Origin of the sequence: Micromonospora eburnea, from assembly GCF_900090225.1 — a bacterium.
In the GTDB taxonomy this organism is placed as follows: domain Bacteria; phylum Actinomycetota; class Actinomycetes; order Mycobacteriales; family Micromonosporaceae; genus Micromonospora; species Micromonospora eburnea.
Genome location: NZ_FMHY01000002.1, coordinates 4,658,351 through 4,678,885, shown reverse-complemented (window position 1 = coordinate 4,678,885; position 20,535 = coordinate 4,658,351). Strand labels below are relative to the sequence as shown.

Annotated in this window: 18 protein-coding genes and 1 pseudogene; 15 read left to right on the top strand and 4 right to left on the bottom strand. The window is 72.5% G+C overall.

The window, feature by feature from the left end:
* The first annotated feature begins 10 nt into the window (after window positions 1-10).
* From GA0070604_RS20435 to GA0070604_RS20385, 11 genes and pseudogenes are all read left to right on the top strand, one after another.
* Window positions 11-1,045 carry a ketoacyl-ACP synthase III family protein gene (locus GA0070604_RS20435; RefSeq protein ID WP_141721358.1) on the top strand — a complete coding sequence of 345 codons (1,035 nt, stop codon included), beginning with the start codon at window positions 11-13 and terminating at the stop codon, window positions 1,043-1,045.
* Complete coding sequence (locus GA0070604_RS20430; RefSeq protein ID WP_091120808.1) at window positions 1,042-1,893, top strand: SDR family oxidoreductase; 852 nt, start codon at window positions 1,042-1,044, stop codon at window positions 1,891-1,893. Before GA0070604_RS20435 ends, GA0070604_RS20430 begins: the two co-directional genes overlap by 4 nt.
* A gap of 43 nt (window positions 1,894-1,936) precedes the next feature.
* The gene (locus GA0070604_RS20425) at window positions 1,937-3,196 is read left to right on the top strand and encodes a glycosyltransferase (RefSeq protein ID WP_091120804.1); all 1,260 of its coding nucleotides are present in this window, start codon (window positions 1,937-1,939) and stop codon (window positions 3,194-3,196) included.
* Window positions 3,193-4,155 carry an acyl-CoA thioesterase gene (locus GA0070604_RS20420; RefSeq protein WP_091120800.1) on the top strand — a complete coding sequence of 321 codons (963 nt, stop codon included), beginning with the start codon at window positions 3,193-3,195 and terminating at the stop codon, window positions 4,153-4,155. The genes GA0070604_RS20425 and GA0070604_RS20420 overlap by 4 nt, the downstream gene beginning before the upstream one ends.
* Before the next feature lie 540 nt (window positions 4,156-4,695).
* Window positions 4,696-6,090 (top strand): class I adenylate-forming enzyme family protein, encoded by a 1,395-nt coding sequence (locus GA0070604_RS20415; protein WP_244162025.1) that lies wholly within the window; start codon window positions 4,696-4,698, stop codon window positions 6,088-6,090.
* Window positions 6,091-6,124: 34 nt separating this feature from the next.
* Window positions 6,125-6,406 carry an acyl carrier protein gene (locus tag GA0070604_RS20410; protein ID WP_091120793.1) on the top strand — a complete coding sequence of 94 codons (282 nt, stop codon included), beginning with the start codon at window positions 6,125-6,127 and terminating at the stop codon, window positions 6,404-6,406.
* Window positions 6,399-7,541 carry a beta-ketoacyl-[acyl-carrier-protein] synthase family protein gene (locus GA0070604_RS20405; protein WP_091120789.1) on the top strand — a complete coding sequence of 381 codons (1,143 nt, stop codon included), beginning with the start codon at window positions 6,399-6,401 and terminating at the stop codon, window positions 7,539-7,541. The genes GA0070604_RS20410 and GA0070604_RS20405 overlap by 8 nt, the downstream gene beginning before the upstream one ends.
* The gene (locus GA0070604_RS20400; protein WP_244162024.1) at window positions 7,534-8,100 is read left to right on the top strand and encodes a beta-ketoacyl synthase chain length factor; all 567 of its coding nucleotides are present in this window, start codon (window positions 7,534-7,536) and stop codon (window positions 8,098-8,100) included. The genes GA0070604_RS20405 and GA0070604_RS20400 overlap by 8 nt, the downstream gene beginning before the upstream one ends.
* A gap of 2 nt (window positions 8,101-8,102) precedes the next feature.
* Window positions 8,103-9,173, top strand: a complete 1,071-nt coding sequence (hppD, locus tag GA0070604_RS20395; RefSeq protein ID WP_091120785.1) for a 4-hydroxyphenylpyruvate dioxygenase — start codon at window positions 8,103-8,105, stop codon at window positions 9,171-9,173.
* A gap of 29 nt (window positions 9,174-9,202) precedes the next feature.
* Window positions 9,203-10,108 (top strand): phytanoyl-CoA dioxygenase family protein, encoded by a 906-nt coding sequence (locus tag GA0070604_RS20390; protein WP_091120782.1) that lies wholly within the window; start codon window positions 9,203-9,205, stop codon window positions 10,106-10,108.
* A gap of 4 nt (window positions 10,109-10,112) precedes the next feature.
* A pseudogene (locus GA0070604_RS20385) lies at window positions 10,113-10,464 on the top strand (transposase family protein); the annotation flags it as partial.
* Between the two features lie 118 nt (window positions 10,465-10,582).
* Here the strand turns inward: GA0070604_RS20385 and GA0070604_RS20380 are convergent.
* The 3 genes from GA0070604_RS20380 to GA0070604_RS20370 form a co-directional block, all read right to left on the bottom strand.
* Complete coding sequence (locus GA0070604_RS20380) at window positions 10,583-11,596, bottom strand: methyltransferase (protein WP_091120779.1); 1,014 nt, start codon at window positions 11,594-11,596, stop codon at window positions 10,583-10,585.
* Window positions 11,586-12,539, bottom strand: a complete 954-nt coding sequence (locus GA0070604_RS20375) for an alpha/beta hydrolase (RefSeq protein WP_091120775.1) — start codon at window positions 12,537-12,539, stop codon at window positions 11,586-11,588. The genes GA0070604_RS20380 and GA0070604_RS20375 overlap by 11 nt, the downstream gene beginning before the upstream one ends.
* Window positions 12,540-12,781: 242 nt before the next feature.
* Window positions 12,782-13,870, bottom strand: a complete 1,089-nt coding sequence (locus tag GA0070604_RS20370) for an alpha-hydroxy acid oxidase (protein ID WP_208602137.1) — start codon at window positions 13,868-13,870, stop codon at window positions 12,782-12,784.
* On the opposite strand from GA0070604_RS20370, the gene GA0070604_RS20365 reads away from it, so the two are divergent.
* The 3 genes from GA0070604_RS20365 (at window position 13,870) to GA0070604_RS20355 (ending at window position 17,141) form a co-directional block, all read left to right on the top strand.
* Window positions 13,870-14,586 (top strand): 4'-phosphopantetheinyl transferase family protein, encoded by a 717-nt coding sequence (locus GA0070604_RS20365; RefSeq protein ID WP_208602136.1) that lies wholly within the window; start codon window positions 13,870-13,872, stop codon window positions 14,584-14,586. The two genes, GA0070604_RS20370 and GA0070604_RS20365, sit on opposite strands and share 1 nt — an antisense overlap.
* 16 nt (window positions 14,587-14,602) lie before the next feature.
* Window positions 14,603-15,931 (top strand): FAD-dependent oxidoreductase, encoded by a 1,329-nt coding sequence (locus GA0070604_RS20360; protein WP_091120769.1) that lies wholly within the window; start codon window positions 14,603-14,605, stop codon window positions 15,929-15,931.
* A 367-nt stretch (window positions 15,932-16,298) separates the two neighbouring features.
* A complete protein-coding gene (locus GA0070604_RS20355) occupies window positions 16,299-17,141 on the top strand; it encodes an AfsR/SARP family transcriptional regulator (protein WP_091120766.1) in 843 nt (280 codons plus the stop codon).
* Between the two features lie 48 nt (window positions 17,142-17,189).
* Here the strand turns inward: GA0070604_RS20355 and GA0070604_RS20350 are convergent, their stop codons facing one another.
* Entirely contained in the window at window positions 17,190-18,845 is a 1,656-nt protein-coding gene (locus tag GA0070604_RS20350; RefSeq protein ID WP_091120763.1) for a class I adenylate-forming enzyme family protein, read from the bottom strand.
* 47 nt (window positions 18,846-18,892) lie between these two features.
* Between GA0070604_RS20350 and GA0070604_RS20345 the strand changes: the two genes are divergently transcribed.
* Complete coding sequence (locus GA0070604_RS20345) at window positions 18,893-20,146, top strand: beta-ketoacyl-[acyl-carrier-protein] synthase family protein (RefSeq protein ID WP_091127292.1); 1,254 nt, start codon at window positions 18,893-18,895, stop codon at window positions 20,144-20,146.
* Window positions 20,147-20,535 lie beyond the last annotated feature (389 nt).

Genomic DNA, 20,535 nt, shown 5'->3' with positions numbered 1-20,535 from the left:
GGAGACGCGTGTGAAAGTCACCAACGTTTACCTCTGCGGGCTGGGTGTCTTTCAACCCCCCGTTACGGATGCCGGGCAGGCCGCCCGGCGCGGCGAGTACAGTCCGGCCGCGTACCTGGAGAACAGGCTGACCGGTGTCTGTATCGCCGGAGACGTCTCGCCCCCGGAGATGGCCGTGCGTGCGGCCCGCCAGGCGCTGTCCCGTGCCGCCCTCGATCCGGCCAGGATCGATCTGGTGCTGCACGCGTCCATCCACTTCCAGGGCCCCGAGATGTGGCTGCCCGGCCCGTACATCCAGCGGGAGATCGTCGGTACGCCGGCCCCCGCGTTCGAGATCCGGCTGGGCTGCAACGGCGTGTTCGCGGCGCTGGAGATCGCCGCCGGGCACCTGGCCGTCGCGGCGGCAGCCCGGACGGTGCTGGTGACCACCGCGGAGAATCTCGGCTCACCGCTGATCGACCGGTGGAACTCGGCGCCCGGGTTCATCCTGGGCGACGCCGGCAGCGCGCTGCTGCTGGACCGCGACGAGGGCTTCGCCCGGCTGCGCGCCGTGGGCAGCGTGGCGGTGCCCGAGGTGGAGTCGCTGTACCGCGGCGGCGAGCCGCTGTATCCGCCGCTCGTGAGGCAGGGCCGGACAATCGACATGCGCGAGCGTGCCGAATACTTCCGCGACAACGTGATGTCGCTGACCGACGCCGCCGAGCTGAGGACCCGGGCACGGCTGGACCTGATCGAACGGACGCTGGACGAGGCGGACCGGAAGCTGGTCGACATGACCCGGCTCATCTGCGGGAACTCGGCGGCCTACATGGTGCAGCAGGATCTGCTGGAGCCGCTGGGTATCGCGATGGAGCGCACCACCTGGCAGTTCGGCCGCGGCATCGGGCACACCGGCGCGAGCGACCAGCTGCTGTCCCTCAACCACCTGCTGGTCACCGGGCAGCTCGCGGCCGGCGACCACCTGCTGCTGTTCGGTGGCGCGCCAGCGACGATGTCCTGTGCGGTCCTGGAGATCCTGGACGTCCCGGCGTGGGCGCGGGTATGACCGCGCCCACCCGTACCTGGCTCATCACCGGAAGCTCGGCCGGTCTCGGCCGGGCGCTGGTGACCGAGCTGCTGGCACGGGGCGAGACGGTGGCGGCCACGGCGCGCGTTCCGCACGCGCTGTCGGATCTGGGGCCGTCCTCGGGGAGACGACTGTGGACGGCACGGCTGGACGTCACCGATCCGGAGCGGATCCGGCAGGTGGTCGCCGACGCAGTCGAGGCGCTCGGCCGCATCGACGTGGTGATCAGCAACGCCGGGTACGCGCTGGTCGGCGCGGCCGAGGAGGCCAGCCGCGACCAGATCGAGCGGCAGATCCGGACGAACCTGACCGGGCCTATTCACCTGGCCCAGGCGGTGCTGCCGTACCTGCGCGCGCAGGGCCACGGGCGGATCGTCCAGATCTCCAGCATGGCCGGGCAGCGCGCGGCCCCCGGCACGGCGGTTTACTGCGCCACCAAGTGGGGCGTGGAGGGCTTCTTCGAGTCGCTGGCCGCCGAGGTGAAGGGCTTCGGAATAGGCGTGACGATCGTCGAGCCCGGCACCGTACGCACCGGCTTCTTCGGCCGCGGCAAGGAGGTGACCGCTGCGCTGCCCGCCTACGCGGACACCCCGGCCGCGGTCCTTCGTCGCCGGGCCGAGGACGGTCGCCTGTCGTGCCGCGGCGACCTGGCGAAGATGGCCTGCGCCATCGTCGACGTTGCCACGCGTCCGACCGCCCCGCTGCGGCTGGCGCTCGGCAGCGACGCGTACGGGCTGATCCGGCGCGGGCTGACGGCACGCCTGGCAGATCTTGAAGACCAGAAGCACATCGCGCTTTCCACCGACCTGAGTGGAGACACCGCATGATGACGCCGTCGGCGGCGGGCCGAGGACCAGAGGAGTAACGAGGATGCGCATCGCCGTTCTGGCGCTCGGCAGCCGCGGTGACGTCTACCCGCTGACCGCGCTCGCCGCCGAGCTGGCCCGCCGTGGCCACCAGGTACGCATCGGTGTGTCGCCCAACCTGGTGGACATGCCCCGGCGGCTGGGGCTCGACGTGGTACCGGTCGGATGGGACCAGCAGCGAATTATGCGGTCCGAGCGCGGCCGGGAGTGGGTCACCATGACCGATCTCGACGCCTTCCTCCAGCGCTCGCACGAGGCATACCAGGAGTACGGCGAACGGTTCAGCGACGAGGCGATCGATCTCAGCGCCGGCTGCGAGGCCATCATGTGCGCCGTGGTCAGCGAGCAGTGGGCCACGGCGCTGGCGGAGGCGCGCGACGTCCCCCTCGTCGCGTACGACCTCACGCCGGCCCGGCCGAACGACGTGGTGCCGCATCCGCTGGTGACTCCCGATCCCCTGCCGGACGCCGCCGCGAACCGGGCGACCTACGTGCACTACGCGCGACGGGCCTGGCGGTACCGGCGCGACCAGGTGTTCCGGTTCCGCCGCCGGCTCGGGCTCGCGCCGATGCCGCCGCGCCCGGCGCAGCTGAGGCGGCCGTTGGAGTTGCAGGGCTACAGCCCCACTCTGGTGCCCGGCCTGACCTGGGATGCCTACCGGCCGATCGTCGGCGACCTGCGGTTTACCCCGTCCGACCTGCACCGCGTCGGCCTGTCCGCACTCGATCCGGAGCTGGCGCGGTGGCTGGACGCGGGCGAGCCGCCGGCTCTGATCACGTTCGGCAGCACGCACGTGTCGGATCCGGCCGCGACGCTGGCGAGCATCGGACGGGTCTGCCGGTCGCTGGGTCTGCGTGGCCTGGTGGTCACCGGCTGGGGCCTGTCCGGGGTCGAGCCGCCCGCGACACCGGAGCTGCGCGTTGTGCACTATGTGGATTACGACGTCGTGCTGCCGCGCTGTGCCATGGTGGTACACCACGGCAGCGCCACCGTCACCGCCGCCGGCGTGCGCGCCGGCATACCGACGATGGTCTGCTCATCCTTCGCCGACCAGCCGTTCTGGGGCCGTCAGCTGGAACGGCTCGGTGCCGGCGTGCACGTGCGGTTCACCGACCTGTCCGAGGAGGTGTTGCGGTCAGGCATGTCCCGCCTGATGACGGATCCGGTACGGCGGCGTGCGGCACAGCTCGGCGAGCGGATGCGCGCGGAACCTCATGGCACGCTGGTCGCCGCCGACGAGGTCGACAAGTACCTCGCGACATGAGGGGCGAACCAGCGGCGGTCGCCAGCGGCCGAGCGGCCGTCGACGAGTTGGTCGGGCTGCTCGACCTGGCAGCGGTCGAGCCCACAGGCGATCCGGCCGTAACGGATCGGCTGGTCCCCCTCGCCGGTGTGTTCGCCGGTCGCGGCGCGGCGCGCGGGCCCGCTCGCCGGTACGGAGGGCTCATCGCCGCGCAGGCGCTGGCCGCGGCCGGACGCACGGTGAGGTCCGGTCGACCGGTGCACTCGCTGCACGCGTACTTCATCCGCCCGGGTGACAGCCACAGGCCGGTCACCTATCTGGTCGAAACCCTTCGCGACGGCCGATCCATGTCCACCCGGCGCGTGGTCGCTGTCCAGCGCGAAACACCGATCTTCTTCCTGACCGCCTCGTTCCACGATCCCGGCAGCGGGCTGGAGCACGCGCAGCCTCCGCCGGAGGTCCCTCCACCGGACGAGGTGCCGAACCTTGCCCAGGTGCTCGCCCGCGCGCCGGGCACGCTGGCCGCCGTGGAACACATGCTCTTCGCGTTCGACGCCAGGTACATCGGCCCTCCGCCCTGGGCGCAGAAGGCTGGAGAGGCGCGGAAGGCTGGGGAGCGAGCGGGCGACGTGCCGCGCCGGGCCTGGGTGAGGGTGGCCGGCAAGCTGCCCGACGACCCGTTGGTACATGCCGGCGCGCTGACGTTCATCTCGGATCTGCCACTGCTGCTGAGTTCGATGGTGGCCGGGCACGGGCAGGCATGGAGGCCAGGTGACGCCGGCGTCAGCATCGACCACACGGTGTGGTTCCATCGGCCCTGTCGTGCCGACGAGTGGCTGCTGTACGACTGCCGCAGCCCGTGGGCGGCGGGCGGTCGTGGCCTGGCGACCGGCGGCCTGTACGCGATGAACGGCGACCTGGTGGCCACGGTGGCCCAGGAGGGCCTGCTGCTGGCTCGCCCGGCGCAGCAAGCCGAGTGAGCGGACCAGGCCCTCCTGGGCGACGGTGGCGACCAGGTGCACCGGGCGGGTCGCCGGCACCGTGCGTGCGGCGGCGACCAGGCTTGTGCGGCCAGGAACCCGCCGAACAGCCGCGCCGCGCCGACCGGTGCCACGCCGGCGAACGCTCCGGTCACCCGCGTCACCAGGTCCGTCGCGGACGGTTCCGCGACCGGATCGAGGGCGGCCGGATCGAGCAGCCCGACCAGCTCGTCCAGCCGGATCCCGGCCGGCCCACCCGGGACTTCAATGCCCTCCCCGATCGATCGCCCGAATTTGTCCCGGACAATCTAATGGGGCGCGTTGCAGGTGCGGTAAAGGCGGCCTGGAGGAATTGCTAGAGGACTGCTCGAATATCGCGCGTGCTTCGAATGTAGCGGACGTAGAGCCTGGTGGTGCGGGCGTTGACCGGTCGCGAGCGGCGCTGATAACTTCGCATCGGTCGGTTGAGGCAGCAATTCTGCGAGCGCATCTACCCAATTCCTGAAATCTTGACCACGACCATTTTCTTAGGGGATTGACGTGCGGCGGGACGTGGACTGGGTCGACAGGCATCTGCTGGCCGGCGCCGACGAGCGGGCGTGCCTCCGGTTCGACCGGCTGGTGACCCGCACCGAGCTGCGCGAGCTGGTCGCGGACCGGTGCGAGGAGCTGGCCGGCGCCGGGCTGTGCGCGGGCGGGACGGTCAGCCTCCAGCTACCGCCCGGGCTGACGTACGTGGTGAACCTGCTGGCCGCCTGGCGGCTCGGCGCCCAAGTATCCCTGCTGGATCACCGGCTCACGCCGTTCGAGGCGGAGCGGGCGATGTCGGTGATCCGGCCGCAGTTGCTGGTCAGTTCGGCGGAGCCGCGGCAGCACCTGCTGCGCGGGTACACCTCGGTCACCGCCGCGATCACGGCGCGGGACGGCGACCCGGCCGGCACCGACCACGCGCTGCTCCAGCTCAGCTCCGGCTCCACTGGCCCGTCCAAGGTGATCGGTCGTACGGCCGAGGACCTGTTGACCGAGATCGACCGGTACCGGCAGCTGGCCGGATACCCGCGGCCGGGCGAGCGGATCGTGCTGCTGGCCTCGATGGTGCACGTGCTCGGCCTGGTCGGCGGCCTGCTGTACGGGCTGGCGGCGGACGTCTCGCTGGTCGTACCGGCGTTCCTGACCACGAAAGACATTCTGGCCGCGGTCGAGGCCGGCCCCGAGCCGGCCACGATCCTCGGCGTCCGGTTCCACATCGACCTGCTCGCCTCGGTGGACGAGCCGCCGTCCCTGCCCCGGCTGGCCCGCATGATCGTCGGCGGCGAGGTGGTGCCGCCGCGCACCGTGCGCGCGTTCGCCGTGAAGTACCCGGACGTGCCGCTGGGCATCATGTACGGGATGACCGAGGTCGGCGTCATCGCCACCGACCTGGCCGGCGAGCATCGCCCGGCGCTCGCACCGGTGTCCGGCATGGCGCTGCGGGAGGAGAGCGGGCAGCTGCTGGTCGCGCGGCCGCGCACGCCGTACGTCGGTGCGGCGGCGCCGGGCCGCTGGATCGACGGCTGGCTGTGCACCCGGGACGCCGGCACCGTCGACGAGGAGACCGGCCTGGTGACGGTCACCGGGCGGCTGGACTCGCAGGTCTCCATCGCCGGTCTCAAGGTGGACCTGACCGACGTGGAGCAGACGTTGGTCGAGCTGCCCGGTGTGACCGAGGCCGTGGTGCTGTTCGACGGCGGCATCGAGGCGTTCCTGGCCGTCGCGGACGGGCACAGCGCCGACGGGATCGCCGACGAGCTGGCCGGCCGGCTGGCCGCGTACAAGCGGCCGCGCCGGCTGCACCTGCTGCCGAAGCTGCCCCGGACCGCCAGCGGCAAGGTCGTACGGGACCTGTCCGTGTTGCGCGCGGCCGTCGAGGAGGCGGCCGTGAAGGCAGGCGCCTGATCCACCCCGACCCCACAGGAGAGGCAACCTACCCATGGCAACCGCCGAGAACGACGTCGAGAAGCTGGCCGCCGCCGGAGTGCCGGACCGGGACGCCGTGGTCGCCATCCTCGCCGCGCAGGCGGACCGCCCGGCCGGCGAGGTGCCGGAGCGGATCGACTCGCTCGGCGTGGCCTGGCTGGTCTACGAGGTGGAACGGCGCTTCGGTATCGCCCTGGACCTCACCGACGAACTGCTGGCCTCGATGAGTACCGTCACCGGTGTCGTCCGTGTGCTGCGCGAGGCACAGCGGGAAACAACGGGCCGTGATGGCTGACCGGGCGACCGCGGTGACGGTGACCGGCATGGCCGCGGTCACCGCCTTCGGTCGCGGCACCGCGGCCCTGTGCGACGCGGTGCTCGAAGGGCGGCGTGGCTTCGCCCCGGTCACCCGGTTCGACGTGACCGGCCGCCGGGCCACCTCCGCCGCCGCACTGGACGATGCCGGGGGCCTGGCGGAAGAGCTCGCGGGCGTGGCGCACCAGGCGTGCCGGGACGCCGGCCTGGACCCGGGCGAGCGGGCCGCCTGCCCGGTGCTGCTGGCCGCGCACGCCGAGCCGGCACTGGTCCGCTCGCCCGACCCGGCGGCGGCCACCACCGGAGCGGCCGGGGCGGCGGTGGCGCTGGCCGGGCGGTGCGGCCTCGGCAGGGCGATCCGGGCCTACACGACCGGCTGCGTGGCGGCCAGCTCGGCCGTCATCGACGCGGCGGTGATGATCCGCGCGGGGCGGGCCGAGCGGATCCTGGTCGCCGGTGGATACCTGGTCGACGCGGACTACTTCGGCGCGTTCGACGCGGGGCGCGCGCTGTCGCCGGGCGACGCGGTGCGCCCGTTCAGCCGCGACCGGGACGGCATGCTGCTCGGCGACGCCGTAGCCGCGGTCGTCGTGGAGTCGGCAGAGGCGGCGCGGCGGCGCGGCGCGAAGCAGCTCGGCCAGGTCGTGGGCTGGGGCCGGGCCGGGGACGCGTACCACGTGTGCCAGCCCCGGCCGGACGGCGTCGGGCTGGCCCGCGCGGTCGACGCGGCACTGGGCCGCGCGGGCGTCGAGGCCGGGCGGATCGGTTACGTCAACGCGCACGGCACCGGCACGGCGCAGAGTGACGCCGCCGAGACCAACGCCCTGCACCGCGCGCTCGGCGGGTACGCCCGGCGGGTGCCGGTCAGCTCGACCAAGTCCGCGCACGGGCACGCGCTCGAGGCGTCCGCCCTGGTGGAGCTGGTCGCCACGCTGGCCGCGCTGCAACGTGGTCGGCTGCCCGTCAACGCGGGCTTCCAGGAGCCGGATCCGGAGTGCCCGCTGAACCTGGTTCTGGAGCCGGCCGCAGCCGAGGTGGAGTACGCGCTGAGCGTCAACGCCGCGTTCGGCGGCGCCAACACGGCGCTCGTCGTGAAGGCGGGCGACCGTGCTTGAGACGGCCGTACCGCGGGAAACGCTGACCGTACTCGCCGAGGCGCGCTGGCCCGAGGCCGGCGACGGCGAGCCCGACCCGCTGCCCGGCTTCGTGTACTCCTCGTTCAGCCCGCTGGTCGCCGCCACCGCCGGCCGCTGCCTGTCGCGCTGGTACGGCGGCCCGCCGGTGCCCCCGGCCGACGGCGAGCGGATCGCGCTGATCCTGGCCAGCGTGCGCGGTGACATCGCCATCGCGGAGGCCATCGCGACCGCGGTGGACGCCGGCGAGCGCGTCTCGCCGCTGCTGTTCTTCCAGTCCGTCGCGAACGCCGTGCTGGGCCACGTCGCTACCCGCTGGGGCATCGGCGGCCCGGTGCTGTGCACCAGCCCGGTGGCCGACCCGGACGCCGACGCGCTGGACCTGGCCGCCGGCGTGCTCGCCGACGGCGACGCGGACACCGCCCTCGTCGTGCTCGCCGAGCCGGCGTGCGGAGCGGACGAGCAGGACCGGTCCCACGCCCTCCTGGTCCGGCTGGCAGACCGGGAAGCTCCGGAAACCCCCGTCGGGCAAGGAGAGTAGTTGTGGACATCCGACAGGTCGACCACGTCGAGCTGTACGTGGGCGACGCCCAGCAGACGGCGTTCTATCTGCGCACCGCCTTCGACTTCGACGTTTTGGGGTGCGGCGGCGGTGTGGCCGGCCCCCTGGCGGACCAGTACAGCGTGCTGCTCGGCCACGGCGACATCCGGCTGTTGCTCACCTCGGGCCTGCGCGCCGAGCACCCGGCGACGGCGTACGTCGGCCGGCACGGCGACGGCGTGGCCGTGATCGGCCTGCGCACCGACGACGCGGAAATGGCGTTCACCGAGGCGGTCGAGCGCGGGGCCCTCGCCATCGAGGCGCCGCGAGCGTGGCGCGCGGGCGGCGCGGAGGTCATCACCGCCACCGTCGCCGGCGTCGGCGACGTGCACCACCGGTTCACCCAGCGCCGGGACGGCGAGGCGTTCCTGCCCGGCGCCATCGACGCCGCGTCCGCGCCCGCCGGGGGCAAGCTGCTGACCACCGTTGACCATTTCGCCGTCTGCGTGCCGGCCGGCGAGCTGGACGGCACCGCCGACTACTACCAGCGGGTGTTCGGGTTCGCGCAGATCTTCGAGGAGCGGATCGAGGTAGGCGAGCAGGCGATGGACTCCAAGGTGGTGCAGGACGCCAGCCGCACGGTGACGCTCACGATCATCGCGCCGGACACCACCCGGCCGCGCGGCCAGATCGACGACTTTCTCGGCTCGCACGACGGTGCCGGCGTCCAGCACATCGCGTTCAGCACCGCCGACATCGCCGCCGCGGTGGGTACGTTCACCGAGCGGGGAGTGCGGTTCCTGGCCACGCCGTCCAGCTACTACGACGGCATCGAGCGGCAGCTCGGGACGGTCGGCGTGCCCATGGACCGGCTGCGCGCCGGCAACATCCTGGTCGACCGGGACCACTGGGGCGAAATGTTCCAGATCTTCACCGAGTCGGCCCTCGTACGCCGGACGCTTTTCTTCGAGCTGATCGAGCGGCACGGGGCGCTCACCTTCGGCACCAACAACATCAAGGCGCTGTACGAGGCGAAGGAGCGTGAGCGCGCTCAGACCACCGTCGGAGCCTGACGGCAACCCACTACCCAGGGAAACGGGACATGCAGACCACTGAATTCGTACTGACGGACGGGGAGCGCGCCCTGCTGCCGTCCGACGAGGACGTCGCCGGCTACGCCAGGCACGGCTGGTACCTGTCGAAAAAGCTGCTGACCGACGACGAGGTGGACACGCTGCTGGCTGCCAGCGAGCGGTTCTACGCCGGGCAGCGCGGCCGCCGGCTGCCGAAGCGGCCGTCGACGCTGGCCTACTGGGAGCCGGAGAACGGCCCGGTCCAGCGGCACAACGACTACATCCACTACGAGTCCGACGAGATCGGCGCGATCCTGCGCAAGCCGCTGATCGGTGCGGTCGCCGCCCGGCTGGCCGGGGCGCGGGAGATCCGGATCTTCCAGAGCACGCTGATCTACAAGCCGCCGCGCCTGGACGAGCCGACCAACCTGGTGCCCTGGCACTTCGACAAGCATTACTGGCAGTCCAGCACGTCGCAGAAGATGCTGACCGCGTTCATCCCGTTCCACGACTGTGGCGAGGAGATGGGCACCATCACGATGGTCGACGGCAGCAACACCTGGCAGGAGATCGGCGGTGACGACAGCACCACCCGGCATTTCGCCCACCGCGGCTGGGCGGAGCTGGAGGAGCTGTTGAAGCAGAACGCCGCGTTCAACAACGCCGAAATCGTCAAGCTGCCGATGACGATACCCAAGGGCCACATGAGCTTCCACCACTGCCGCACCTACCACGGCAGCGGCGCGAACCGCGCAGACCGCCCGCGCCGCGCCATCTCGCTGCACCTGCAGGACGGCGACAACCGGTACCGCCGGTTCACCCGCTCCGACGGCAGCGTGGTCGCGTACAACCACGACCACTTCGTCCGCCGCACCGCCACCGGCGAGCCCGACTACGCCGATCCCGAATTCTGCCCGACCATCTGGCACGCATGAAACCGCACCGGCACTGCCGCGCCCGACCCACGGCCCTTACCGCCGCCCGCATCCACGGCATGAGCGACGCGCTGACCAGCGCGGACGTGATGACCTTCGTCGGCAAGGGCTACCAAGGCACTCGGGGCAGCCTGCGCACGCCGTTCAAGCGGCACCGCTTCCGACCGAAGCTGTCGCGCCGGCAGAAGGCGGTCAACCGGGCGCACGCGAGAATCCGGGCTCGTGGCGAACGAGCCATCGCCACGCTCACGACCTGGCAGATCCTGACCAGACTGCGATGCTGCCCACGCCGCGCCACCGCGATCGTGCCGGCCATCCTCGCTGCACCACGTCGAGCGAACCACCACGCAGGATGAAAATGGCTCGATGCCAACAAGTCCTTGATCGACGGGCCGACGAGCCGACGGGCCGACTGGTCTCCGGCGGGAGCGCCGGCGTGCCCACGGACCCGGGACATCGGGGAAACCGTTCGGATCAGGCGGGGATCGCCTCGATCGCGCCCTCGGCCACACTCTTGACCGCGAAGCCGGCGTCGGCGAGCAGCTGGCCGTACTCCTCCGCGGTGCGGTCCCGGCCCTCCATGAGGACCAGCATCAGCAGGTCCACAATCCGGTTGCGGGGCGCCGCCCAGGCGCCGGCGCTCGCCCGCTCCGGCTTCGCGGGCAGCAGCTCCTCCAGCACCAGCAGCCGCGCGCCGGCCGGCATCGCCGCGCGCACCCGGGCCAGCAACCGGGCGGCGTTCTCGTCGTTCCAGTTGTGCAGCACCCGGCGCAGCACGTACAGGTCGCCATCTGCGGGTACGTGGTCGAAGAAGCTGCCGGCGGCGATGTCCACCCGGTCCAGCACACCGGAGGTGGCGAGCCGTTCGCGTGCCCGGGCGGCGGCCTCGGGCAGCTCGACGAGGACCCCGCGCAGCTCCGGGCGTTCGGTGAGGACGTTGGCGAGCAGGCGGCCGTCGCCGCCGCCGACGTCCACCACCGTGCGGGCCCCGCCGAACAGGCTGGCGGCGGGTGCTGGCGGTTCAGGGGCGGCGGACATGGCGCCGTTGAACGTCGCCGCCAGCTCCGGATGGCCGCCGAGGTACTGGTAGAAGGGCTCGCCGAAGCGATCGATGAAGGCCGGCCGGCCGGTGCGCACGGTGTCCAGCAGGCCGGCGAACGAGGCGAAGACCTCCTGGCCGTACAGGACGGCCGTGTCGCGGACCGAGCCGGGTGCGTTCGAGCGCAGGTACTCGCCCATGCCGGACAGCTCGAAGCGGTCGGGGCCGGTCTGGCGCAGGACGCCGGCGTCGGCGAGCGCGGCGAGCAGCCGGCGCAGCGCGACCGGGTCCAGACCCGCGGCCGCGGCCAGCTCGGTGCCGCCGGTGGTGCCCGCGGCGATCCGGTCGGGCAGGCCGAGTAGAGCGAAGACGGAGCACGCCTGCGCCGTCCAGGTGGCACAGAGGATGTTCAGCAGCCGCTTGCGGTAGTAATCGCCGTCACGCGCCATCGGTGGACGCCTCCGCCAGATGCTCGCGCAGGAACCCGCACACCTCGGCGACCGCCCGCCGGGCGTCGTCCAGCTTGCCGGGCATCGTGAAGAACCCGTGCACCATTCCGTCGTACCGGGTGAGCGTCACCGGCACGCCCTCGGCGCGCAGCCGGTGCGCGTACGCCTCGGCCTCGTCGCGCAGCGGGTCGAATTCCGCGGAAATGACCAGGGCCGGCGGCAGGCCGTGCAGCGTCACCGCGCGCAGCGGCGAGGCGAGCGGATTGTCACCGTCCGCCGGGTCGCTCAGATAATGCGCCCAGTACCAATTCACCGAATGTCGATTGAACATCGCGCGGTCGTCGATGTCGCGCCGCGACGCGGTGTCCGCCCGGTAGTCGGTGTTCGGGTAGACCAGCACCTGGCAGCGCAGCGCCGGCCCGCCGCGCTCGCGGGCCAGTAGGGTGACCGCTGCGGTCAGGTTTCCGCCGGAGCTGTCCCCGGCGACGGCCAGCCGGGCCGGGTCGCCGCCGAACTCGGCCGCGTGCTCGGCCAGCCAGGCGGCCGCGGCGTAGCTGTCCTGCGGTGCGGCCGGGAACGGGTGCTCCGGCGCGGTCCGGTACTGCACGGACATGACCAGGCAGGACGCGTCCGCGCAGAGCTGCCGGCAGACCCCGTCGCAGGTGTCCAGTGTGCCCAGCGTCCAGCCGCCGCCGAACAGGTACAGCAGGACCGGAAACGGGCCGGCCCCGGCCGGGCGGTACAGCCGGGCGGGCAGGTCTCCCGCCGGCCCCGGCAGCGTGAGGCTCCGTACCTCGCCGACTGGCCGTGCCGTGCCGCCGCCGGCCCGGACCGAGGCCAGGTCGTTCGCTCGGGCCTGCGCCAGCGAAAGCTCGTACAGCGGCGGCGTCGGATCCCGGCGGCGTTCGGAAAGCATTTCCGCGACCTGATGATGCAACGGCATAGTCGTTCTCCAGCGGGGCTCTAGTGAACGTCGAGAAAAGCGCGAGTTGGATATGACTTCCGCATCGGTATCGTCAATTCGGTCCGGGTCATCCTCGCATTAACCGGGGTGCGCTGACAATTATGGGAATCGGATCCGTGGGGGATCGAATGGGCGGAGTGGTGATGGCGCCGGTCGGGCTGAGCGCCGCCGACCTGGAGGACGGGCATCGCCCGCCTGTGCGCGTTCCTCGCGGCCGCCGCTCAGTGAGGGCGCACCAGCCTGGCGTCCACGTCGGACAAGGTGGGCCGGCCGGCGAGCATCATCGCGTCGGTCAGCTCGCCGGCCAGCGTGGCCAGCACGTCGCGGGCACCGTCCGCACCGCCGACCGCCAGCCCCCACAACACCGGGCGGCCGAGCAGGACGACGTCAGCGCCCAGCGCGAGCGCCTTGAGCGCGTCGCTGCCGGTGCGGACCCCGCCGTCGAGCAGCACAGGGCACCGCCGGTTGACGGCGGCCACCACGCCGGGCAGCGCGTCCAGGCTGGCCACCGCGCCGTCCAGCTGCCGGCCGCCGTGGTTGGAGACGATCACCCCGGCGGCGCCGTTGCGTACCGCCAGGTCCGCGTCGGCGCCGGTGAGGATTCCCTTGACCAGGAACGGCAGCGGGCTGTTTTCGCGCAGCCAGGCCAGGTCGGTCCAGCTCAGCGACGGATCGAACTGGTGCCGGGAGTGCCTTTCCAGCGCGGAGGCGCCGGGTTCGCGCTCGTGCATGCCGGCGGTGCTCGGCCTGTCCAGGTTCACCGCGGTCACGCCGTCCGGCATGCGGAAGCCGTTGCGCAGGTCGCGCAGGCGCCGCCCCACCTTCGGGGTGTCGACGGTCAGCACGATCGCCCGTACGCCGCAGTCCGCCGCCCGGCGGACCAGATCCAGCAGGACCTGCCGGCGGCGCAGCCAATAGAGCTGAAGCCACAGTGGACCGGTGGCGGCCGCCGCGATGTCCTCCAGTCGACGGCTGGCCATGATGCTGATGATGTAGAGCAGGCCCGCCTCGCCGGCTGCTCGCGCGGTGGCCACCTCGCCGTCCGGGTGCGCCAGCCGGTGGAAGGCGGTCGGTGCGACGCCCAGCGGCGCCGCGAGGGCGTCACCGAGCAGCGTGGTCGCCGTGTCGACCCGGGAGACGTTGACGAGCACGCGCGGATACAGCGGCACCCGGTCGAACGCGGCGCGGTTGGCCCGGACCGTCGCCTCGGTGCCGCTGCCGCCGTTGAGGTAGTCCCAGACCTCCGGCGCGATCCGGGCCGCCGCGAGCGGCTCGTAGTCCGCCAGGCACACGATGGTGTCCTCGTCCATTGCGCAGCCCTTCCGTGATGCTGGACCTGGTGGTGCGGCTCCACCGTACGGCGGGCGACGGGCGGGCGGCCGCCCGCGCACTGCTCGCCGAGACGGCCGCCGCGATGGCCGGTGCCTCGCCGGGCGCGGTCGCGGTGGGCCGCGCGGCATGGGGCGCGCCGTTGCTGCGCGGCGCCGCCGCGGGGTTGCACGCCAGCGTCAGCCACACGCGCGGCCTGGTCGCGGTGGCGGTCTCCCGGCTCGGACCGGTCGGTGTCGATGTGGAGGCGGTGCGTCCGCTGCCCGCGTTGGAGTTGAGCCGGCGGTGGTTCGCCACCGAGGACACCGACTGGCTGCGCGGGCAGCCGGGGGAGCGTCTCGACATCGGCTTCCTGTCGCTGTGGACCGGCAAGGAGGCGGTGGCCAAGCTGTACGGCGCCGGGCTGCGCGGCGGCCGGCTGCTGCGGTTGCGTACCGCGCCACCGCAGCCGCCGGCGTGGCGGCCCGCCGTCGACGATCCCGGCGTGCTGGTGACCCACCGGGAACTGCCCGGTCACCTGCTGGCGGTCGCGAGCGTAGCGGCGGTCCTCGACGCCCGCTACCGGCTGTACCCGTTTGCTGGCGGGGCCTGTAGCCGCGCTCGAGGTGGTCGTGAGCCCGGGCGCATAGCGTCGGAGCAGGGCGGACACGGGGAAGGCGAAGATGACCGACAGGTCTCATGTGGATTACCTGAGTAAAGGCCGCCGACCGCTGATGGAGACCGCCCTCGTCCTCGGCGGCAGTGTCGCCGGCATGATCGCGGCCCGGGTCCTGGCCGACCACGCCGACCAGGTGTGGATCGTCGAGCCGGACCTGCTGGAGGACGCGCCGGTGATCCGCCGCGGCGCGCCGCACGGCAGCCAGGCGCACAACCTGCTCGGCAGAGGCCGGACGGTCATCGACCGGCTGCTGCCCGGCGTCGTCCGGCAGATGGTGCGCGAGGGCGGCCAGCTGATCAACAGCGGCCCCGGCGGCGCGCAGTGGTTTCTCAACGGCCGGGCCAAGGTCCCCGTGCGGGGCGGCAGCGTGGTCAGCGTGTCCCGCCCGTTCCTGGAGTGGCACATCCGCCGGCGGGTCCTCGCGCTACCGAACGTGGCCCTGGTGAAGGGCACCGCCGTCGGGCTCACCGCCACCGCTGACCGGGTGGACGGCGCGCTGGTCCGCCCGCCGGGCGTCACCGACGCCCAGCGGCACGGCGCGGAGCTGGTGGTGGACGCCACCGGGCGATCCAGCCGGCTGGCCGACTGGCTCGGCCGGCTCGGGTACCCCGCGCCGGACAAGCGCCGGATGGCCCTGGACCTCGGCTACGCCACATGCCTGTTCCACCGGGAGCCCGGCCAGCGGCTGGCCGGTCACGTGGCGGTGTACTCGGTCTACACGCCGAGCAAGGCGCTGACCGGGCCCAGCTCGATGACGCCCGTGGAGGGGAATCGCTGGCTGACGCTGGTCAGCGGCTACGGCGACCGGCGACCGGGCCGCGACCTGGGCGGGTTCCTGGCCCGCTGCCGGTCGAACCCGGCCACCCCGCTCCAGTTGCTGCCGGACGCGTGCGAGCCGGCCAGCGAGGTGTACGTGCACCGCTTCCCGGACAGCGTCCGCCGAGAGTTCGACCGGCTGGACCGGTTCCCGGCGGGCCTGGTAGTGATCGGCGATGCGGTCGCCTCGTTCAACCCGACCTACGGGCAGGGCATCTCCGTGGCGGCCATGCAGGCGGTCGCGCTGGCCGAGTGGCTGGCCGAGCCCGGCGCGGTGGACGGGCCGGCGCACGCGTACTTCCGGCGGGTGCGTGCGGTGGTGGACGACGCCTGGGGCTTTTCCGCCGCGCAGGATTGTTACCTGCCGCACGTGACCGCTCCCAGGCCGTTCGGCTGGCGGCTGCGTCGTGGCTTGGCCGAGGCGGTCCAGAACGCGACCGTGACCGACGAGGTGGTGCACCGGGCGTTCCTGGAGGTCGTCAACCTGACGGCCGGGCCGGGGCGACTGCGCCGCCCGGACATCCTGTGGCGGACCGGCGCCGCCGGGCTGCGACGGCGCCGGTCCTGATCTCGTTTGCCCTGGGGAACAGGCAGTCAATGCCCTTCAGGGCAATTGACACCCGTCTTATGAGTGAAGGTTTTCAATTGTGCCGATTCGCGTCTAGTTATGCGTCCGGTCTCTCATTTTCGGCTTCGTCAGGCGGCCTGACCTCAGTGTTTCCGTCGGTCCTTGAAGATGGCTTGAGTAATCTGCGACGGTGGTCCAAAAACCGGCTATCCTCTCAGCCGAACCTCGTGCACCCACGGCGCAGAAAGACGTGAGTGCCTCGTGGAAGTGGCGTCCATCCATGGCGATAGGTAAGGCTGTCGCTTTCATTCGGGTCCCCACAGCAGCACGTCGAGAAGAAAGCAGATCGCTCTCTGGGGGAGAGGCAATGGAAATCCAGATTCTGGGACCGCTCGTGCTCGCCCACGCCGGTCACGTCGCCACACCGACCGCCCCGAAGCCCCGCAGCGTGCTGGGCCTGTTGTTACTCAACGCGGACCAGACCGTGCAGGTCTCCGCGCTGATCCAGGATCTGTGGGGCGCGTCCCCGCCGGTCAGCGCGCTGACAACGCTCCAGACCTACGTGCTCCAGATCCGCAAGTGCTTCGCCGGCCTGCTCGGCATCTCGGTCACCGAGGTGGCCAAGCGGGTGCTGGTCACCGTCCCCGGCGGCTACGTGCTGCGGGTCGGCTCCGACGAGTTCGACCTGCGCCTGTTCGAGCAGCTAGCCTCGGCCGGCCGGCGCGCCCTGGCGGCCGGCGAGAACGTTGACGCGGCGGCGCTGCTGGTGCGCGCCTGCTCACTCTGGCGCGGCCCGGCGCTGGCCGACGTACGCGCCGGTGCCGTGGCCGAGCCCCGGCTCAAGGCCCTGGAGCAGGTCCGGCTCAACACCATCGAGCAGTGCATCGAGGCGCGTATGCGGCTCGGCCACCACCAGGACGTGCTGGCCGAGCTCACCATGCTGATCGCCGAGCACGGGCTGAACGAGAACCTGTGCGCGCAGCTGATGGTCGCGCTGCACCGCAGCGGCCAGCGGCGCGAGGCCCTGTCGGTCTTCCACCGGCTGCGCGCGTCGATGGTGGAGGAACTGGGGCTGGAGCCGTCGAAGCGGCTGCACCTGCTCCAGCAGGCGATCCTCGCGGACGATCCGGCGCTGGAGGTGGCGCCGCGGGACGACGGGCTGACCCAACTGCTCGACCACCTCGTCCTCCAGCGCGCCCGTGCGCGTTAGCCGTCCCAGAGCTTTCACACGTCCCCCCACCCCGTCACATCCCCCTCCTCAGGCGCCGGCCTTGGCCAGGTGACGCTGGCGCATGAGGAACTTGCGCACCTTGCCCGTCGGCCCGAAGACGATGTCCCGTTCGTCGGCGACCGTGATGTGCCGCAGCGTCGCGGCCGCGGGTGCGCCGAGCGCCTCCCGGATCGCCGGGCCGCGGTCCGCGCCCGGATCGGCGCCAGCCTCCAGCATCAGCAGCACGTCGGTGACCACCCGCCCGTCTTGCGGGCCGGCCACCACCGTGCAGTCGCGCACGTCCGGGCAGCGGGCCAGGATCCGCTCCTCGGACAGCGCGGTGTACAGCCGGTCCCCGCCGCCCAGGTCGACCGCGTCCACCGCGCGGTCCACGTGGTAGTAGTAGCCCTCGGCGTCCTTGTACATGAGGTCGCCGGTCAGGTAGTAGCCGGCGAACCGGGTCCGGAACGTGGTCACCGAGTCGTTCCAGTAGCCCAGGGCCAGCGTCGGCGACTTAAGCGCGACGTGGCCCACGGTGCCGTCCGGCACCGGCTCGCCGGTCTCCAGGTCGAGCAGGGCCACGTCGGCGAACGGGTACGGCTTGCCGACGCAGCGGCCGTACCGGTCGCTGCCGAGCCGGTGCGTGATCTGAAAGGCGGAGTGGCCCATCTCAGTCGACCCGATGCCGTCGATGAACTTCGAGCCCGGCACCTCCACCACGACGCCGTCCCGCCGCTCGGGGTGGCTGCCGACCGCGACCAGTCGCCGGATGTGCGCCTCGTGCGCGCAGTCGCCGGTGTTGAACCAGTTGCGCACCGAGCGCAGGTCGCGCGTGGCCAGGTCGTGGCGGGCCAGCTCGGCCCAGGTCACGGCGAAGCCGAAGACGCCGGTCGGGCGCCACCGCTCAATCGCGTCCAGCACGGCTTCGCCGCTGCGCCCGATCGGGCCGCCCTGGTTCGACAGGAACGCCAGCTCATAACGGTTACAGAGGGCCTGGTTAAGGGTGATGATGCCGGCGGTGTGCGCGGCGGGCAGCAGGGACAGCTCGCGGGTCTGTCCGTACGGCCGTGCCTCGGTGAGCCGGACACGGCGGATCGCGGCGAACAGGCTGTCGTGCGAGTGCACCACGGCCGCCGGAACGCGGGTCGTCCCGGAGGAGTGGGTGATCGCGATCGGGTCGCTGCCGTGGTGGCGGTAGTGCGCCGGCGCCTTGGCCGCCTCGCCGGTACCCGTTTGGCCGATCTCCGGCAGCAGGGTGGCGCCGCCCAGGTCGCGGCCCGCCAGCAGGGGCAGCCGCTCCGCGTCGGCGAGCACCGCGGTGGCGCGCAGCCGCTGGATGAACTGCACCGCCACTTCGCCGGGCATGTTCAGGTTCATCAGCGCCGGTATCGCGCCCAGCCAGGTCAGCGCCGCGAAGTTGAGCAACACGTCGGCGGCGGAGGCGGCGTACACGGCGACCACGTCGCGCGGGCCGATCCCGCGCTCGTGCAGCCAGGCGGCGCGGGCGGCGACCCGCTCGGTCAACTCGCCGAGGGTCAGCGCCGTCCACGCCGGACGGCCGTCGACCGGCACGTCGAACGTGATGCCGGGGCCGTCCGGGTCGGCGCCGTGCTCGCGCAGCTTCACCAGGACGTTGCCGGCACCCAGCTCGGAATCGGCGGCTAGACGGGCTCGCAGGTGGGCTTGAGGATCGCTTGTGGACACGCAGTCACTCCTTGGGCGTCTGGTATGCCGTGGTTATGGTGCGCGACATGAACGGGGTCATCACGGGCATCGGCCTGGTCACCGCGGTGGGCAGCACACTCGACGAGGTCTTCGACGCGGTCTGCGACGGGCGGTCCGGGCTGCGCCGGCCGCCGGAGGGGCACCCGGTCAACGGGGTGCTGGAAGTGGCCGGCATCGCGCCGGAGATCCACCCGGACGGACTGGTGCCCGGGCCCGAATGGCGCACGGTGGACCGGCACGTCCTGATGTCCCTGCGCGCGGCGGCCGACGCGGTCGCCGACGCGGGCCTGCGCGTCGGCGAGGACGTCGACCCAGAGCGGGTGGCCTGCGTCATCTCCGGCACCGGCGGTCTGGCCACGTTCGCCGGCCAGGTGCTGCGCCGGGCCGACAAGGGCCGCCTCGCGGTCAGCCCGTACCTGCTGCCCGGCGTGTTGCCGAACATGGCCGCGGCCCGGGTGGCGATCGCGCACGGCATCCGCGGCTACAGCTCCTCGATCGCGACCGCCTGCGCGTCCGGCGCCCAGGCCGTCGCCGAGGCGCTGCGGCTGCTGCGCGCCGGCGAGGCGGACGCGGTGGTCTGCGGCTGCGCCGAGGCGCTGCTGTTCGACGTGTTCGCCGAGGCGTTCGGCAACGCCCGCGCCCTCGCCCAGGGCTGGGCTGACCCGGCCGAGGCCAGCCGCCCGTTCGACCGGCGCCGCAACGGCTTCGTGCTCAGCGAGGGCGCGGCCGTGCTGGTCGTCGAGCGCCCGGAGCTGGCCGCGGCGCGCGGCGCGGCCGGCCACGCCGAGGTGCTGGGCTGGGGCGTTGGCACCGACGCGCACCACCCCACCACGCCCCGGCCGGACGGCGAGGGCCCGGCGCAGAGCATGCGCCGGGCGCTGGCCGGCGCCGGCCTCGGCCCGGCCGACGTAGGCTACGTCAACGCGCACGGCACCGGCACGAAGCTGGGCGACGCCGCCGAGGCGGCCGCGATCCGCCGGGTGTTCGGCGCCGCGGGCCGGCCCGAGGGCCCGCCGGTCAGCTCTATCAAGGGGGTGACCGGGCACATGCTCGGCGCCTCCGGCGCGGTGGAGGTCGCGGTGTGCGCCGCCGCGCTCGGCCGAGGCATGCTCCCGCCGACCCGCAACCTGGACGATCCCGACCCCGCCTGCGCCCTGGACCACGTGGTCAAGCAGGCACGCGTCGAGCGGGTCGACGCGGTGCTCACCAACTCGTTCGGCTTCGGGGGGCACAACGTGAGCCTGGTCCTGGGGCGGGCGGGAGCCTCGGGCGGCCGGTGAGCCCGGCTGCCCGTCCGCCCCGCGCCCGGTCGCCATGGCGCGAATCCTTGCCGGCCCGGCCGGTGGCCGGCAACGACCGTCTGGCAATCATTGTGGACCGCCGCGACCGAGGCTCGACCGCTCCTCTACCGGCACCGCCGGGCGCCAATTCCGCTCGGCAATTCTCCGGTCCCGCCCCGGGCGGCGGGAAGGCGCGGCGAAACGTTTGGTTGAAGGCCATCTCGGTTGCCCGTAAAGCTTTCGGTTTCCCGCGCGAAGGGCCAGCAGGTCCGATTGACGATGGCTCAGCGTGCGAGCAAGCTGGGCCTTCGCCTTGTACGGCGTCCCGGGAGCCGGATGAGGAGCGCGTAGCAAATAAGTTGGCGGAATTGCTGAAAATGGAGGGAGGG